The 15,389-nt window shown below is 69.8% G+C and carries 15 protein-coding genes and 1 tRNA gene; 12 read left to right on the plus strand and 4 right to left on the minus strand.

The genetic code is table 11. From position 1 onward, the window contains the following. Nucleotides 1-285: 285 nt before the first annotated feature. Nucleotides 286-801 carry a DUF4760 domain-containing protein gene (locus tag ACFHPP_RS24630; protein ID WP_437165888.1) on the plus strand — a complete coding sequence of 172 codons (516 nt, stop codon included), beginning with the start codon at nucleotides 286-288 and terminating at the stop codon, nucleotides 799-801. A gap of 147 nt (nucleotides 802-948) precedes the next feature. Further along, nucleotides 949-1,767 (plus strand): IS5 family transposase, encoded by an 819-nt coding sequence (locus ACFHPP_RS24635; protein ID WP_437165889.1) that lies wholly within the window; start codon nucleotides 949-951, stop codon nucleotides 1,765-1,767. Nucleotides 1,768-1,811: 44 nt separating this feature from the next. Here the strand turns inward: ACFHPP_RS24635 and ACFHPP_RS24640 are convergent, their stop codons facing one another. Beyond that, entirely contained in the window at nucleotides 1,812-2,789 is a 978-nt protein-coding gene (locus ACFHPP_RS24640; protein WP_437165890.1) for a Bug family tripartite tricarboxylate transporter substrate binding protein, read from the minus strand. Between the two features lie 107 nt (nucleotides 2,790-2,896). Here ACFHPP_RS24640 and ACFHPP_RS24645 point away from each other — a divergent pair, with 107 nt between their 5' ends. Then, on the plus strand, nucleotides 2,897-3,844 hold the full coding sequence (locus ACFHPP_RS24645; RefSeq protein WP_437165891.1) for a LysR family transcriptional regulator: 948 nt from the start codon (nucleotides 2,897-2,899) through the stop codon (nucleotides 3,842-3,844). Between the two features lie 130 nt (nucleotides 3,845-3,974). On the opposite strand, the gene ACFHPP_RS24650 is transcribed toward ACFHPP_RS24645, so the two are convergent. Further along, nucleotides 3,975-4,064, minus strand: a tRNA-Ser gene (locus ACFHPP_RS24650). 192 nt (nucleotides 4,065-4,256) lie between these two features. On the opposite strand from ACFHPP_RS24650, the gene ACFHPP_RS24655 reads away from it, so the two are divergent. Genes ACFHPP_RS24655 through ACFHPP_RS24665 form a run of 3 tightly spaced genes read left to right on the plus strand, consistent with a single transcriptional unit; the run spans nucleotide 4,257 to nucleotide 8,016 of the window. Further along, nucleotides 4,257-5,009, plus strand: coding sequence for an SDR family NAD(P)-dependent oxidoreductase (locus ACFHPP_RS24655; protein ID WP_437165892.1), 753 nt, complete (start codon nucleotides 4,257-4,259; stop codon nucleotides 5,007-5,009). After that, nucleotides 4,997-6,547: a hypothetical protein gene (locus ACFHPP_RS24660; RefSeq protein WP_437165893.1), complete on the plus strand. Its 1,551-nt coding sequence runs from the start codon at nucleotides 4,997-4,999 to the stop codon at nucleotides 6,545-6,547. The genes ACFHPP_RS24655 and ACFHPP_RS24660 overlap by 13 nt, the downstream gene beginning before the upstream one ends. 23 nt (nucleotides 6,548-6,570) lie before the next feature. After that, complete coding sequence (locus ACFHPP_RS24665; protein WP_437165894.1) at nucleotides 6,571-8,016, plus strand: amidase; 1,446 nt, start codon at nucleotides 6,571-6,573, stop codon at nucleotides 8,014-8,016. A gap of 22 nt (nucleotides 8,017-8,038) precedes the next feature. On the opposite strand, the gene ACFHPP_RS24670 is transcribed toward ACFHPP_RS24665, so the two are convergent. Together ACFHPP_RS24670 and ACFHPP_RS24675 are read right to left on the minus strand one after the other, a co-directional pair. Next, nucleotides 8,039-9,337, minus strand: a complete 1,299-nt coding sequence (locus ACFHPP_RS24670) for a glycosyltransferase family 4 protein (protein ID WP_437165895.1) — start codon at nucleotides 9,335-9,337, stop codon at nucleotides 8,039-8,041. 144 nt (nucleotides 9,338-9,481) lie between these two features. After that, entirely contained in the window at nucleotides 9,482-9,787 is a 306-nt protein-coding gene (locus ACFHPP_RS24675) for a hypothetical protein (RefSeq protein ID WP_437165896.1), read from the minus strand. Here ACFHPP_RS24675 and ACFHPP_RS24680 point away from each other — a divergent pair. From ACFHPP_RS24680 to ACFHPP_RS24705, 6 genes are read left to right on the plus strand one after another with little or no spacing between them, the layout of a single operon-like run. Further along, nucleotides 9,767-10,924, plus strand: coding sequence for a hypothetical protein (locus ACFHPP_RS24680; RefSeq protein ID WP_437165897.1), 1,158 nt, complete (start codon nucleotides 9,767-9,769; stop codon nucleotides 10,922-10,924). The genes ACFHPP_RS24675 and ACFHPP_RS24680 overlap by 21 nt on opposite strands. 15 nt (nucleotides 10,925-10,939) lie before the next feature. Then, the gene (locus ACFHPP_RS24685) at nucleotides 10,940-11,782 is read left to right on the plus strand and encodes a hypothetical protein (protein WP_437165898.1); all 843 of its coding nucleotides are present in this window, start codon (nucleotides 10,940-10,942) and stop codon (nucleotides 11,780-11,782) included. Beyond that, entirely contained in the window at nucleotides 11,685-12,401 is a 717-nt protein-coding gene (locus ACFHPP_RS24690; RefSeq protein WP_437165899.1) for an ABC transporter permease, read from the plus strand. The genes ACFHPP_RS24685 and ACFHPP_RS24690 overlap by 98 nt, the downstream gene beginning before the upstream one ends. Further along, nucleotides 12,401-13,069 carry an ABC transporter ATP-binding protein gene (locus tag ACFHPP_RS24695; RefSeq protein WP_437165900.1) on the plus strand — a complete coding sequence of 223 codons (669 nt, stop codon included), beginning with the start codon at nucleotides 12,401-12,403 and terminating at the stop codon, nucleotides 13,067-13,069. Before ACFHPP_RS24690 ends, ACFHPP_RS24695 begins: the two co-directional genes overlap by 1 nt. Beyond that, nucleotides 13,062-14,246 (plus strand): hypothetical protein, encoded by a 1,185-nt coding sequence (locus tag ACFHPP_RS24700; RefSeq protein WP_437165901.1) that lies wholly within the window; start codon nucleotides 13,062-13,064, stop codon nucleotides 14,244-14,246. The genes ACFHPP_RS24695 and ACFHPP_RS24700 overlap by 8 nt, the downstream gene beginning before the upstream one ends. Before the next feature lie 54 nt (nucleotides 14,247-14,300). Continuing rightward, nucleotides 14,301-15,350 carry a lipid A deacylase LpxR family protein gene (locus ACFHPP_RS24705; protein WP_437165902.1) on the plus strand — a complete coding sequence of 350 codons (1,050 nt, stop codon included), beginning with the start codon at nucleotides 14,301-14,303 and terminating at the stop codon, nucleotides 15,348-15,350. The last annotated feature ends 39 nt before the right edge of the window (nucleotides 15,351-15,389 follow it).

Below are 15,389 nucleotides of genomic sequence, written 5' to 3' on the forward strand. Positions count from 1 at the left end.
CTAGGACAAGTGCGGCTGATTTGTGGAGCCGATGCCAAGGCTCGGCGGACTGGCGAGGTGAGGCGGCCGGTGCGACGGCTTCTCCACCTTCCCGCACATTCCGACAGACGCCTCCGCGGCAGATTTGGCTGCATCGGGCGATGATGCCGTTGCCTGCGCGCTCGACAAACGCATATGATGTGATGCAGGACAAGAGGAGGCAGGTATGATCCGGAGTGGGCACCGCGACTGAGGCTAGCATCTCTTCGAACTTTCAATACCATGGCGCTACGACGGAGATCTGTCATGGCGCCATTGGCTTTTTGGTGGGTACAACCAGCCGTAGTCGCGGTTGGCATTTTTGTAGCAGGCGTAGCTATCTACTGGAACAGACGCGTTGCACGACTTAAGGCAACGCTCGATTTGATAGAAGGCACCGAGTCGAAGGAATATTACCAAAAACGGTATCGGGCATTTCGATCCTATCGGCGAGACCCAGAGACTAAAGCGACAGTCCTAAATACCAATCTTGAGAACAATACATGCAGGGACGAATGTTTGGATTTTCTTAATCACTACGAATTAGTTGCAATATCATGTAAGAAAGGAATAATAGACGCAGATTTTTACAAAATGTGGATGGGCCCAGTGTTCATCAGGGACTGGAACGAGGCTTGGCAACTAATAAATTCGGCGCGTATGCCGGAGCCACTTGGCGGCAAGGTTGACCACCGGGCTGCATACTGTGAGTTCGAGACGTTGGCGCTAAGTTGGGGCGGTAAGTTCATCTCCAATCGCAGCGTCCACGAGCATGTTACTTAGCTTTTTTAGAAATCCCTAAGGCAGTACTTGAGATCCGCGCCTCCAATTGCGTTAAAATACTGTCCGAAGCCGCAGGTAATCCAGCGCACTAGGCATCTTAGGCCTTTAGAACTGGGGACATAACCCCAACTGGGGCGTTGAGGCCGGATGGCAGCGCCTTTTGTTCCTGATGATCTCTGGGCGGTGGTTGAGCCGCTCTTGCCGCCCGATCCGTCCCGGGTGAAGGGTTGCCGCCCGCGGGTGCCGGACCGGGTCGCCTTGGCGGGCATCATCTTCGTGCTGCGGACCGGCATCCAGTGGCGGGACGTGCCCGCGGAGATGGGCTGCAGCGGCAAGACGTGCTGGCGGCGGCTGGTGGAATGGCATGCGGTCGGGGTCTGGGCGGCGCTGCACCGGGTGCTGCTGGAGCGATTGCGCGGGGCGGACCGCCTGGACTGGCACCGGGCCTCGCTCGACAGCGCCGCGGTGCGGGCCCCAAGGGGGGGTGCGGAGACCGGGCCCAATCCGACGGACCGCGGCAAGGCTGGCACCAAGCGGCACCTGGTCGTCGATGCCGAAGGCACGCCGCTCGGCCTGACGCTGAGCCCGGCCAACCGGCATGACAGTCGGATGCTTGCGCCTACCTTGGATGCGATCCCGCCCGTCCGAGGGCGCCGAGGCAGGCCGCGTCGCCGCCCGAACAAGCTCCACGCCGACAAAGCCTATGATCATCGCCGCTGCCGCCGCGAGTGCCGCGCTCGGGGCATCATCCCGCGCATCGCCCGGCGCGGGATTGACAGTAGCGAGCGGCTCGGGGGGCACCGCTGGAAAGTCGAGCGCACTCTGGCCTGGCTTGCCCAGTTCCGCCGCATCGCTGTTCGCCACGAGCGCCGGGCGGATGTCCACCTCGCCTTCACCACGCTCGCCTGCGCCATCGTCTGCATGAGGCAGATAAGAAGGCTCGGCCCATCGCTTCTGCTGGTGTGAGGTGCTACGCAAGGGCGAGGTTGTTGAGACCGCGGCTTCGCGTCTTACCCCCCCCGGATGCCGGCGAGGCGGATGATCTCGGCGTAGCGGGCGGTCTCCGCGGCGACGAAGCGGGCGAAGTCGGCCGCCGATCCCGGCATCGCGGTCGCGCCGAGCCCGGCGAGGTCGCGCCGGACCGCCCCCTCGGCGAGCGCCTCGTTCACCGCTGCGTTCAGCCGCGCGATGGCCTCGGCGGGTGTGTTCTGCGGCGCGCCGAGCCCGTACCAGGAGCCCCCCTCGTAGCCCGGCAGCGTCTCGGCAAGGGCCGGGACATCGGGCAGGGCTTCGGCGCGGGACGGCCCCGTGGTGGCGAGCGGGATCAGCCGCCCGGCCCGGACGTGCGACATCGAAGAGGACGCGGGGTCGAACATGGCATCGGCCCCGCCGCGCAGCAGGTCGGAGAGCGCCTGCGCCGAGCCGGGATAGGGCACGAGGGTCAGGCGCACGCCCGCCATGTGCTGGAACAGCTCGATCGCGACATGCTGGGGCGTGCCCGTGCCGGCATAGGCGATCCGGAGCCGCCCCGGGTTCGCCCGCGCAAAGGCGACGAGCTCGGGTATCGAGCGCACCGGCACCGAGGGGTGCACCTCCACGATGAGCGGCACGCGGGCGATGCCGGCCACGGGCGCGATGTCCCGCCCGAAGTCGAAGTCCAGATCGGAGAACAGTGTGGCGTTGATCGCGTTCACCGGCCCGCAGAGCAGCAGCGTGCCTCCGTCCGGGGTGGATCGGACCACCTGCCGCGTCGCGTCATTGCCGCTCGCCCCCACCCGGTTCTCGACCCGCACGGGCACGCCGAGGCGTGCCGCGAGCGGGGGCGCGATCAGCCGCGCGGCGATGTCGAGCGCGCCGCCCGCCGGGAAGCCGACGACGATGCGGATCTCCCCCGCGGGATACGGCTGCCCCCGGACACCGCGCGGCAGGGTCAAAGCCATACCGCCGCCCGCGAGTGACTTCAGCACTGAACGCCGTCCGATCCGCATCTCAGGCCTCCTCCGTCGCCGGTGCCGCGCCCGGTGGCACAAAGAATGGAAGAGCCGGCCGCCCCGGAGCTATGCGGCTGTCGCGGCAAAAGCGATATGCTGCGCATATGGCACTGGACCTCAGGCAGCTCCGCTACTTCGTGACCGTGGCCGAGGAGGGGCACGTCACCCGGGCCGCGGAGCGCCTGGGCATGCAGCAGCCGCCGCTCAGCCAGCAGATTAAGGCCATGGAGGAGCAGCTCGGGCTGCAGCTCTTCCGCCGGAAGCCGCGCGGGGTCGAGCTGACCGAGAGCGGGCAGGTGCTGTTCGAGGAGGCGCGAGTGATCCTCGCCCGGCTCGAGCAGGCGGAGCGCGCGGCGAAGAGCGCGGCCCGGGGCGAGCAGGGTAGACTGCGCGTCGGCGTCTCCCCGACCGTGCCCTTCCACCCCTTCGTCCCTCAGGTGATTAGGGCTTTCCGAGAGGCGTTCCCCGGCGTCCTCGTCACGCTCGACGAGTGCCTGAGCCGTCAGGCCGTCCGGGGATTGGGCGAGATGTCGCTCGACGTGGCGTTGCTACGCGCAGAACTCCCCGAGCTCGCCGAACTCACGGTCCATCGGCTGATGGAGGAGCACATGGTCGTGGCCCTGCCGGCAGCCCATCCCATGGCGCGGGAGGGCCGGGGGGAGCCCCGGTCCCTGAGCGACTTCGCCGGCGAGAGCTTCATCGCCTACGCCCGGGTGGAAGGCCCGTCGATGTTCGCGGCGACCATGGCAGCCTGCCTGAGGGCGGGCTTCACGCCCCGCGTGGGACAGGAGGCACCCCGCATCACCTCCACACTGGGGCTGGTCGCGGCGGGGTTCGGGGTCGCCCTCGTCCCGGCGTCCATGCGCCGCCTGCAGATGGATGGCGTTGCGTATTGCGATCTCGTCCCGGCCCACCGGCCCAGCTTGCCGCTCCTCCTCGCGACGCGCCGGGGAAGCCGTTCAGCGGTCCTGCGGAACTTCGTGGATCTCGTGCGCCGAGCGGCGCAATGCATCACGCGAGACGGAGCTGAGGCAGCAACATCGGGCAACTGAGAACGTATTGTCCCCAGCCCTTAGTTGCTGCCGAACCTGCCGCGAAGAGGAGCCCTCCACACTGTGGTTGTGGACCAGTTTGTGGACCACAAGTCTCAGCCCAAATAAAGGTAGCGGGCACAGAGCTTTTTGGCGGATGGGGTGGGATTCGAACCCACGGTGGGCTTGCACCCACGGCGGTTTTCAAGACCGCTGCCTTAAACCACTCGGCCACCCATCCTTCGGGCCGCGCCGAGGCACGACGCCAACGAGATGCTGTATAGCCGCAACGCCGTCCTGGAGAAATGTCCCGGCCCAGCCCGCCCGGGGCTGATCGCGCGGCGGAAGCGTGACAGGTTGGCGGAGAGACCGGCCGCAGCAGCGCCTGCAGCAAATCCATGCCACGCCGGATGCCACAGCGGGAGACCGAATGATGTCAGAGAGAAGGAAGGTCGCGGTCGTCACCGGCGGCGCCCGCGGCATTGGCCGCGGCTGCGTGCTCGCCCTGGCGGGGTGCGGCCATGACATCGTCATCGTCGACCTGCTGCGGCCCGAGATGGAGCGCACGCAGGCGGAGGTCGAGGCACTCGGCGGAAGCGTGCTGATCGAGGAGGCGGATGTCGCGGACCATGCGCGCGCGCGGCAGGTCGCCGCCGCCGTGCAGGCGCGGTTCGGCCGCTGCGACGTGCTGGTGAACAATGCCGGCCGCGGCAACCCGGCCGGCATCCTGGAGATCACGGAGGACGCCTTCGACCGCACCATCGCGGTGAACCTGAAATCCTGCTTCAACTACATCCAGGCCTTCGCGCCGATGATGCTGGACGGCGGCGGCGGGCGGATCGTCTCGATGTCCTCCCTGAATGCCCATACCGGCGGCGTCACCAGCGCCGTCTCGAAGTTTTCCTACGCCGCGGCCAAGGCCGGCATCATCGGGATGACCCGCGCGCTGGCCAAGGAACTGGGCCCGACCATCGCCATCAACGCGGTCTGCCCCGGCGTGATCGAAACCGAGGTCGGCAACAGCCTGACCAGGGCGCGCGGCCCGGAACTGGCCGCGAAGATCACGCTGGGTCGCCTCGGCACGCCGGCCGATGTCGCGCAGCTGGTTGTCTTCCTGGCCACGGCGGAGCCCTTCTTCATCACCGGCCAGGCCATCACCATCGATGGATTCCAGTGGGAGATCTGACGCCGAGGCCGGGCCGGATTCTCATCGCCCTGCTGCCGGCGATCTTCTTCCTCGCCGTGGTCCTGGCGCCGCCGCTGAACCAGGACGTCGCGGCGGTGCTCAGCTTCGCCGAGCGGATGGTCGCGGGCGAGGCGCTGTACGCGCATCTCATCGACGTCAATCCGCCCCTCATCTTCCTGCTCAACCTCCCGGCCGCGTGGCTCGGCGCCTGGACGCCGCTCTCGGCCGTGCGGGCGCTGCACCTGCTGCTGCTGGCCTTTTGCGCCGGCATTCTCCTGCTGTGCCTGCGGCTGCGCCGTCCCGGCACGGGGCCGGTCGAGGACGCCATGCTGCTGGCGCTGCTGCCGCTGGCGCTCCTGCTCGCCGGCTATGATTTCGGCCAGCGGGAGCACCTGATGGCCGCGGCCGCCCTGCCGTACCTGTTCCTGGCGGAGCGACGGGCGGAGGGGGTGCGCACCGGGCCTGGCCTGGTCGCCCTGGTCACGCTGGTCGCGGCCACCGGCTTCGCGCTCAAGCCGCATTTCCTGGCGGTTCCGGCACTGGTCGAGGTGCTCCTCCTCGGCGTCGCGCTGCGGCAGGGTCGCCTGCGGCAGGCCCTGCGGGATCCCGTGCCATGGGGCCTCGGGTTGCTGTGGCTGGCCTACCTGGCGCTCATCGGCTTCGGCTTCCCGGCGTATTCCGGGATCATCCTGCCGCTGGTGCGGAGCGACTATCTCGGCTTCGCCGGTCCGTCCCTCGGCCAGGCGCTGACGACGGTGCATCTGTTCACGGCGACGGTGGCGACCCTCGCCCTGCTGGCCTTCGCGGTCGCGGCGCGTTCCGGCACGCTGGGGTGGCTGCCCCGGCTGCTGGCGGCGGCGGCCCTTGGCGGACTGGCCGCGGCGCTGGTTCAGCTCAAGGGCTGGAGCTACCACGTCGTCCCGGTCTGGATGTTCGCCGGCCTGTTCGGCGGCATCGTCGCGGCGCGCGCGGCGGACCGTGTCCTGGGATCGCGCGCCGCGTTCCGTCTCGCGCCACTGCTCGCCGCCGGCTTCTGCCTGGCCCTGGCGCTGTTCGTCATCCGGGCCGGGGAGGCGCCCTGGCGCCAGTTCGGCTACGGCGATGCGCCGGTCGGCCGCCTGGCCGCGTGGCTGCGGGAACGGGCGCCGGGGGACGCCGTCATGGCGCTGTCGCCGGACATCCATCCCGCCTATCCCGCGATGAACTATGCCGGCAACCGTCCCGTCCTGCGCTTCATGAGCACCTGGCTGTTGCAGGCCGTCTACGCCACCTGCCCGGCGGATGGCAGCCGCTTCCGCGCGGTGGCGCAGATGGGGGCGGCGGAGCGCTTCCTGTTCGATGCCGTCGCGCAGGATCTGGCAGAAGGTCGCCCCAGGGTCGTCCTGGTGGCGCGCGATGCGCACATCGCCTGGTGCGGTGGCCAGGCCTTCGAGATGACGGCGTACTTCGCCCGCCATCCGGTCTTCGCTGAGGCCTGGCAGGCCTATCGCCAGGTGGGCGAGATCGACGGCACCCTGCTGTTCCTGCGACCGGACTGACCCATGATGTCGGAGACCTCGGGATGACCTCGCTCTGTGACCATACGGCCGTCGAACTGCGGCGGATGATCGGCACGCGGAGGATCTCCCCGGTGGAGCTGCTGCAGGACTGCATCCGGCGCATCGAGCAGGCGAACCCGGCGGTCAACGCCATCGTCGCCACCGATTACGACGGCGGCCTCGCCACCGCCCGCGCCGCGGAGGCGCAGGTGATGCGTGGCGAGAAGCTGGGCGCCCTGCACGGGCTGCCGGTGGGCATCAAGGACCTGAACGACACCGCCGGGCTGCGCACCACCTATGGCTCGCCGATGTTCCGCGACCATGTGCCGCAGCGTGATGAACGCGTGGTGGCGGCGCTGCGGCAGGCCGGCGCCATCATCCTGGCCAAGACCAACACGCCGGAATTCGGCACCGGCGGCAACACCATCAACGACGTCTACGGCGCCACCGGCAACGCCTTCGACCCGGCGCTGTCCTGCGCCGGCTCCAGCGGCGGGTCGGGCGTCGCGCTGGCGACCTCCATGCTGCCTCTCTGCACCGGCTCGGACACCGGCGGGTCGCTGCGCAAGCCGGCGGCCTGGTCCGGCGTGGTGGGGTTCCGCCCAAGCCCCGGCCTGGTCGCCTCGGAACGGCGGCGCCTGGGCTGGTCGGTGCTGTCGGTGCAGGGGCCGATGGGGCGCGACGTCGCGGATACCGCGCTGCTGCTGGGCGCCATGGCCAGCACGGACAGCCGCGACCCAATGGCCAATCCGCGGCCTGAGGCGACCGCGGCCCTGGCGGCGCGGCGGCCGCTGGACCTGTGCTCGCTGCGCGTCGCGATCTCCGCCGACCTCGGCTTCGCACCTGTGGCACCCAGCATCCGACGCGTCTTCCTGGCGCGCATGGCGGCGCTGGCGCCGGCGCTCGGGCGCTGCGAGGCGGAGGACCCGGACATGGCGGGGATCGACCGCGCCTACCGCGTCATCCGCTGCACCAACTTCCTGGCCGCCTTCCGCAAGTACCACGAGCGCGACCCGCAACTGCTCGGCGCCAACACCCGCGGCAACTACGAGGAAGGCCTGCGCTACAGCCTGTCCGACCTGGCGGAGGCGCATGCCGAGCAGACCCGGATCTACCGCGCCTTCCAGGACTTCTTCAGCCGCCACGACCTGCTGCTGCTGCCCTGCCAGGCGCTCACACCGTTTTCGAAGATGCTGCCTTACCCGACGGAGATGGAGGGCCTGCCGCTGTCAGGCTACTTCGCCACCTCCGGCATCACCTACGGCATCTCCATGACCGGCCATCCCGCCATCTGCATTCCCTGCGGCCGCGACGAGCAGGGGATGCCGTTCGGGCTGCAGGTCGTCGGGCCGCGTGGCGCCGACGGTTTCACGCTGGATGCAGCGCTGGCGCTGGAGACGCATTTCCAGGCGGCGCCGGACTTCGCACGGCCTCTGCCGGACCTGGCCCGGCTCCAGGCGACCGCATAGGCAGGGGCACGGCGTCCCGCGCTCACGGCCGGGCCGGAAGCTCGGCCAGGAAGTTCAGCACCGCATCGATATGCGCAGGCCAGCCAGGCGCCTCCCACCCCGCCAGCCGGCGCAGCTGCGCGAGCCGGCGCGGTGCGGCCGGCGCGGCGTAGTGCTGCACGGCCCGAAGCCAGGCGAGGGTGTTCAGCGGGTCCAGGTATTCGGCGACGGGGCCGGCGATTTCGCGGTGCGCCGCGATGTCGCTGCACAGCACCGGCGTGCCGCGCGCCAGCGCCTCCGCCACCGGCAGGCCGAAGCCCTCGGCGAAGGAGGGCATGAGCAGGGCGCGGGCGTTGTCGATCAGCGCCGCCACCACGCCGTCCGAGACGCGGCCGAGTTCCAGCACATGGGGCCGTAGCCGCGCGCAGCGTTCCAGCAGGTCCACCACCTGTTCATTGTCCCAGCCGCGATTGCCGACGATGACGAGGCGCGGAACCGGTTGCCCGGCAGGCGTCGCCACGACCAGTTGCCGCCACAGATGCAGCAGCATCAGGTGGTTCTTGCGCGGCTCGATCGTGCCGAGACAGAGGAAGTAGGGCGCGCCGGAGACCAGGGCGGGCGGCAGCGCCGCGGCGTGGCGCGGCACCACGCCCAGGGGCACCGACAGCAGGGGCAGGCCGGGCGGCAGCAGCGGTCGCAGCGCATCCGCCGTCGCCGCCGAATTGGCCAGCACGGCGCTGGCATGCGTCGCGATGGTGGTCATGCGCCGGCGGTGCCGGGCGGTCTCCGCCGCCCCGACATATTCCGGCCATTCGAGCGGGATCAGGTCGTGCACCAGCGGCACCAGCGCGGCGCCGGTGCGGGCCAGCAGGCGGGCCACGGCCTTGGTTTCCGCCAGCGGGTGGTGCGAGACGTTGAGGTAGATGGGGCGCGGCCCGCCCGAGCCGCGCGGCGGCAGGCGGCGCCAGTTGACAAGGCTGCCGGCGAAGGTCGCAAGCGCGCGCGGAGCCAGCCGCCCCAGCGTCCCCGCCTCCCAGGCCGGACCGACGGACCGGACCAGTGCCGCGGTTTGCGCATGCGGCAGCAGTCCGAACTGCCCCCGGTAATCATAGGCCACGAAGCGCAGCCGGTCGCCGGCCTCGGCGAGCAGGTGCTCGGCATAGGCGAGTTCGACCCGATCCACCCCGGTCAGCGTGCCGCGGAAGACCCGCCAGAGCAGGCGCGACAGGTCGAGCCAGAGAGGTGCGCCGCCGCGGCAATGCAGGGCCGGCGCAGCGGATGTGATGCGATTGGGCAGCCGTCGGGTCTCGGCCTGGAGGCGCGTGAGGATGGCGGCGCTCACGTCACCACACTCCAGGCGATGAGGCGGATTTTGAGACAGTCTCGGAAATCTGCCCGACATTTTGTCGCTCCGGTTCCCGTTTCGTCACCAACGCCGTTGCAATGCGCCGATGCTGCGGTATAGATTTCTACCGGAAGTTGCTAATCAAATGTAAACAGGAACCTCCAGGCTGTGAAAATCAAAGCCGAATCCCGTCCTGCGGGTCATATCATGGCGCAACGCCCGCGCCTCGCAATCGTCAGCACCTACGACGAATTGTGCGGAATAGCGGGCTATACCAGGGCCCTGGAGCAGCAGCTTCAGGTCGATATGCAGGTCCAGGTCTTCGATCTCGATCAGTATCTGCTGCGCAGTCCGCATCAGCGCGTGCAGAAGCTCGGCGATCGACACATTCTCGATATCGCAAAAAAACTTCAGAATTTCGACAGTGTGAACATCCAGCTCGAACACGGGACCCTGGGCCTGACGATGCCGCAGATCCTGCGGCGGTTCCGCTGGCTCGTACGGGCGGCGCCCGCGCTCTCGGTGACCTTCCACACCATCCTGGACGAGGCACGATCCTCCACCGGTCAGCTGTCGGCACAGCTTCGGAGCCTGAAGCTGGCCAGCGCGGCAATGACCATTGCCGACCATGCCCGCTCGGCCCTGCTGGCGCATGGCGTCTACCGGGAATTGCACCGGCAGCAGTCACGCAAGCCGGTGCGGATCATCACCCACACCAGGCGGGACATGCGCCTGCTGCGCGACGTGCGCGGACTGACGGAGGTGCATCACCATCCGCTGTCCTTCGTGGCGCCAGCCCAGGCCGCGGAAATCCGCGCCGCGGCGACACGGGAGGCCTTCCCGATCCTCAAGCTGCTGCCGCCCGGTGCGAAGCTGATCGGCACCTTCGGCTTCCTGTCGCCCTATAAGGGCTTCGAGACGGCGGTGGAGGCGCTGCGCTACCTGCCGGCGGATCATCACCTGCTGGTCTTCGGCGGCATCCACCCGCAGGCCATCGCCCGCGGCCTGGCGCGGGATCCCTACATCTCGAAGCTGCTGGCGCAGGGCCATATCGGCCAGACCGCGTTGGAGGCGCTGCGCGCCAACGGCGCGACCAGCCTTGCAGTGGATGGCTCGGCGCGGGAGCTGCTCGCGCCGCATCCGCAGGACCTGCACCAGCGGCTGCATTTCATGGGCGTGCTCGAGGACAGCCAGTTCATGTCCGCGATGGCGCTGTGCGACAGCGTCGTGGTGCCCTACCTCGAGGTCGGGCAATCCAGCAGCGGGCCGATTGCGATGGCGCTGGAAATGGGCTGCCGCGTCATCGCCTCGCGCACCCGGGCCTTCCTGCAATACGCCCGCTACCATCCGGACCGGATCGAGTTCTTCGACATCGGCAACTTCGCCGAACTCGCCCGGCGTATCGAGGCCGGGCCACCACCCGCGCCGGCGGATCGGCGCCTGACACACGACACCACCAGCAATGCCGCGCTCTACCTCAAGGTCAGCCTGCCGCCCGGCATGGCACCACCCGGCATGGCCCCATCGGCACAGCGCGCGGAACCGGCGGAGGCTGCACCACGCCAGCCCGTCGCGGTCGCCTAGCAGGAGGGGGCAGGGATGGCGGCAGGGCAGAAGGCTCTGGCGGCGGTCGTCGCGGCGATCGAGGCCGGCCGGCCGGAAGCGGCGGCGGCGCAGTACGACGCCGCGGGGGCGCACGGCCCGGCGGAGGCGCTGGTGGCGCTGCTGCTGCTGGACCGGCGGGCGGCGCTGGCGGCGGTGCTGGCGCCGGCACTCGCGGACGCGGCGACGCTGGGTGCTGTGCTGCGGGACCTGGGATTGCGGGCGGAGGGCAGCGGCCCCGACCCGGTGGCGGCGGTGCGCAAGCTGGCGGGCCTGCCGGACGCTGAGAACCCGCGCGCCCATCTCGCCTCCCTGTTTCTCGACGCCGGCCGGCCCCGCCTGGCGGAGGCGCTTCTGCTGCCGGCCTGGCAGCACGCCGCGACCAGCGCACTCATCGCCCGTGCCCTCTCCGGCACCTGGATGCTGCTGGGCCAGGACTCCCGCGCGCTGGAGGCGGCGCGCATCGCCGTCGATGCGGCCCCCGAAGCGCCGGAGCCGCTGGAGCACCTGGCCGGCCTGCTGCTGCGCGCCGGCCAGCCCGGCCCGGCCCTGCTGGCGGCCGGGCGCGCCTGGGCCGGCACCGGAGGCGGGAAGGGGCCAGGTCCTGCCGCCGACCGGGCGCGTGGCCGCCTGGGCGCAGCTTCCGACGGTGCGGCCGGCGCCGAGCCGGATGCCGCTCGGGCGCGCACTGGCCGTGCGGGCGCGCGTGATCGATGCGCTGCTGCTGCGGGAGACGCGGACGATGTTCAGCGCCAGCCGCCTTGGCTACGCCTGGGCGCTGGTGGAGCCGCTGTCGCATGTGCTGCTGCTGAGCGTGGTCTTCATGTTCCTGGGCCGTGACAGTCGGCCGCCGATCGGCGACAGCATGCTGACCTTCTACATGACCGGCGTGTTGGCCTTCCTGTTCTTCGCGCACCTGACCGAACGCGCGATGGACCTGCCGGCCGCCAACCGGTCCCTGCTGCTGGTGCCGGCGGTCGGCATCTTCGACATCCTGGCGGCGAAATCGGTGCTGTCGGCGGTGACGGACCTGGTGGTGGCGGCGGCGACTTTCGCGCTGCTGATCGGCTTCGGCGTCGGCGGGCTGCCGGCGGACCCGGCGCAGATGGTGGCCTGCTACCTGGTGCTGTTCCTGCTGGCCTTCGGCATCGCCTGCGTGAACCTGGTGGTGTCCAGCTACTCCTCCGCCTGGGACAAGCTGTGGCCCTCGGTCCTGCGCGTGCAGTACTTCACCTGCGGTGTCTTCTACCACCCGCTGGACATGCCGGAGGACATCCGGTCGCTGATCCTGCTGAACCCGCTGCTGCATGTCACCGAATGGATGCGGCAGGGCTATTTCCGCGGCTATGAGAGCCCGTTCCTGGACATCCCCTACCTGCTGCAATGGACCATCGGCAGCCTGCTCCTGGGCACCCTGTTCTTCGCCGCGGCCGCGCGGCAGATGCGGCAGCCGGCCTGATGGTGATCCTGGAGGGCGTCAGCAAAAGCTACCGCACCGCGGAGGGTGGCCGCCGCGCCATCCTGCGGGATTCGACGATCGCCTTCCCGGCCGGGCTCAAGGTCGGCGTGCTCGGCCCGAACGGCGCCGGCAAATCCACCCTGCTGCGGCTGATCGCGGGGACGGAGCCGCCAGATGCCGGCCGCATCCACCGCCATGGCCGCGTGTCCTTCCCGATGGGCTTCGCTGGCACCTTCCACCCGCAGCTCAGCGGGCGGGAGAACCTGCATTTCCTGGCGCGGGTCTATGGGCTGGACCCGGCGGCGATGGTCCGGTCCGTCGCGGAGTTCACCGAGATGGCGCGGGAGATGGACGCGCCGCTGGAGCACTATTCCTCCGGCATGGCGGCGAAGTTCGCCTTCGGCGCCTCGCTGGCGATCGATTTCGACGTCTACCTGGTGGACGAGATCACGGAGGTCGGCGACGCCCGCTTCCGCGCGCGCTCCGTCACGGCCTTCCGCGAGCGGCTGCAGCACGCCGCGCTGATCCTGGTGTCACACAACAGCCAGACCATCCGCAGCCTCTGCGACTGCTGCGCCATCCTGTCGGATGGCGCGCTGGTCGCCTTCGACACGGTGGATGAGGCGCTGGACCGCTACGCAGAGCTGATGGGAGTGGCCGATGCTTGAGACCGTGGCGCGGCCGGCGCCGGCCGGTGACTTCATGCGGGAGCCCCGACGCGCGCCGGCGGCCCGTCCGGCACCCCCACCGGTGCGCAAGCCCCGGCACGGCATGCTTCTCGGTTTCCTGCTGTTGGTGGTGCTGCCAACGCTCGCCTTCGGCGGCTGGCAGTTGCGCGGCGCGGCCGACCAGTTCGCGGTGGAACTGCGCTTCGTCGTGCGTCCGGCGGATCCCTCGCGGGCGGCTCTGCCGGCGGGCATGCTGGCCGGCGCGGCGGCGGGCAATACCGATGCCTATGCTGTCGTGCAGCATCTGCAAAGCCGCGACGGCATCCTGGCGGTGGCGCGCCACGCCGATGTGCGCGGCATCCTGGGTCACGAGGCCGCGGATTGGCTGGCGCGGCTCGACCCTGCCGCGCCGCTGGAGACGGCGCTGCGCGCCTGGCGTCGCCAGGTGCAGGCCTATTACGACCGGGCCAGCGGCATCGTCTCCGTCGAAGTGCGCGCCTTCACGCCAGCGGATGCGCTGGCCCTGGCGCTGGCGGTGGAGACGGCGTCGGAGGAGCTGGTCAACGCCATGTCGGCGCGCAGCCGGGCGGAACTGGTGGCGGCCGCGGTGCGCGACGTGGACCAGGCCGAAGGCCGCTTCGCCGCTGCCCGCGCCGCGGTGCAGACGTTTCGCGACGGCCGCCAGGTGGTGGACCCACGGCGCAACGCGCAGGCCTATTCGGAACATCTGGTGCGCCTGCAATCGGAGCTGATCGCGATGCGCGCGCAGCTTGCCAACCTGCGCCGCGTGATGAGCGACAGCACGACGCAGGTGATGCAGCTGCTGGGCAACATCCGCGGCACGGAGGACCAGATCGCGGCGGTACAGGCGCAGCTGACGGATTCCGCGCCGGGTGCCGCGACCCTGACCCACAGCATCGGCGGCTTCGAGGCGGTGGAGACGGAAGTCATCTTTGCCCAGCGGGCCTATGAAGCGGCGATGGCAGCCCTGGAACGGGCGCGCGGCGAGGCATCGCGCCAGCAGGTCTACCTCGCGCCGGTGGTGCGGCCGGTGGCACCGGAACATGCGCTGTACCCGATGCGGCTCGCCAATACGGGCACCGTGCTGGCCGCGACGCTGCTCGCCTGGTTCGTCGGCCTGGTCGCGTTGCGGGCGCTGCGGGAACATCTGGCATAAGCCGGACGGAAAGCCGTCATTTGCACGGACCGAAAGGGGCGGATAGATCGGGGCATGAACCGAAACACCCCGCTGCTGATCTGCCTGTCCCTTGCCGCGCCCGTCCTGATGCTACCGGCCCAGGCACAGCCGATCCCGGCCCAGGCGCCGCTGGTCTCGGTGGCGGAGGTTCCGCCGCCGCTGCCGGACCCCTTCGGCAGCATCACGCTGAATTATGAGAACGATACGCTGGGCGGCACCGACCGCTTCTACAGCAGCGGCGTCCAGATCGCCTGGCGCTCGCCCTCCGCCGAACTGCCGGGCCTGCTGCGCTTCCTGGACCAGCAGGCCAACCGGCTGCTCGGGCCGGGGTCGGTGCGCTGGGGCGCCGGGCTGGTGCACAGCATCTACACGCCCTCCGACACCCAGCGCCGCAGCCCGGACCCCACCGACCGGCCCTATGCCGGCCACCTGTACGGCGCGCTGGTCCTGCAGCGGGACACCGGCAGCGCGCTCAGCACGCTGGAATTGCAGGCCGGCATCGTGGGCCCGGGCGCGCTCGGCGAATTCGTGCAGAACAGTGTGCATGACGCGATCCGCGTCGACACCACCAATGGCTGGGACAGCCAGTTGAAGGACGAACTGGCGCTGAACATGGTGTTCGAGCGCACGCTGCGGACCCCGACGCTGCGGGTTGGCGGGATCGAGGCCGACCTGCTGCCCTCCATGACCCTCGCGCTGGGCAATGTCTCGACCTACGGCGCGGCCGGGGTGACGTTCCGGGTGGGGCAGGGGCTGGATGCGGATTACGGCGCACCGCGGCTGCGGCCGGCGCTGGTGGGCTCGGCCTTCTTCCAGCCGAGGCAGGAATTCGGCTGGTACGGCTTCGTCGGCGGGCAGGGGCGCGCGGTGGCGCGGGACATCTTCCTGGATGGGAACACCTGGCGCGACGGCGGGCCTTCGGTCGACAAGCGACCGCTTGTCGCGGATGTCACGGCGGGGCTGGTGGTGCATTGGCGCGGCTTCCGGGCCGCCTACAGCCATGTCTGGCGCACGGAGGAGTTCTACGGCCAGCGCGGCGGGTTGCAGAGCTTCGGCTCCATCGGGGTCACCGCGCGGTTCTGAATTTGCACATGGCACAACCTTGCGTTGCCCCGGGCGCCC

Source organism: Falsiroseomonas sp. E2-1-a20 (assembly GCF_051433195.1).
Taxonomy (GTDB): domain Bacteria; phylum Pseudomonadota; class Alphaproteobacteria; order Acetobacterales; family Acetobacteraceae; genus Falsiroseomonas.

Excerpts from the sequence above, each read along its gene's own strand:
- ACFHPP_RS24630 (WP_437165888.1), top strand. The coding sequence starts at position 286 with ATGGCGCCATTGGCTTTTTGGTGGGTACAACCAGCCGTAGTCGCGGTT.
- ACFHPP_RS24635 (WP_437165889.1), top strand. The coding sequence starts at position 949 with ATGGCAGCGCCTTTTGTTCCTGATGATCTCTGGGCGGTGGTTGAGCCG.
- ACFHPP_RS24640 (WP_437165890.1), bottom strand. The coding sequence starts at position 2,789 with ATGCGGATCGGACGGCGTTCAGTGCTGAAGTCACTCGCGGGCGGCGGT.
- ACFHPP_RS24645 (WP_437165891.1), top strand. The coding sequence starts at position 2,897 with ATGGCACTGGACCTCAGGCAGCTCCGCTACTTCGTGACCGTGGCCGAG.
- ACFHPP_RS24655 (WP_437165892.1), top strand. The coding sequence starts at position 4,257 with ATGTCAGAGAGAAGGAAGGTCGCGGTCGTCACCGGCGGCGCCCGCGGC.
- ACFHPP_RS24665 (WP_437165894.1), top strand. The coding sequence starts at position 6,571 with ATGACCTCGCTCTGTGACCATACGGCCGTCGAACTGCGGCGGATGATC.
- ACFHPP_RS24685 (WP_437165898.1), top strand. The coding sequence starts at position 10,940 with ATGGCGGCAGGGCAGAAGGCTCTGGCGGCGGTCGTCGCGGCGATCGAG.
- ACFHPP_RS24690 (WP_437165899.1), top strand. The coding sequence starts at position 11,685 with ATGTTCAGCGCCAGCCGCCTTGGCTACGCCTGGGCGCTGGTGGAGCCG.
- ACFHPP_RS24695 (WP_437165900.1), top strand. The coding sequence starts at position 12,401 with ATGGTGATCCTGGAGGGCGTCAGCAAAAGCTACCGCACCGCGGAGGGT.
- ACFHPP_RS24700 (WP_437165901.1), top strand. The coding sequence starts at position 13,062 with ATGCTTGAGACCGTGGCGCGGCCGGCGCCGGCCGGTGACTTCATGCGG.
- ACFHPP_RS24705 (WP_437165902.1), top strand. The coding sequence starts at position 14,301 with ATGAACCGAAACACCCCGCTGCTGATCTGCCTGTCCCTTGCCGCGCCC.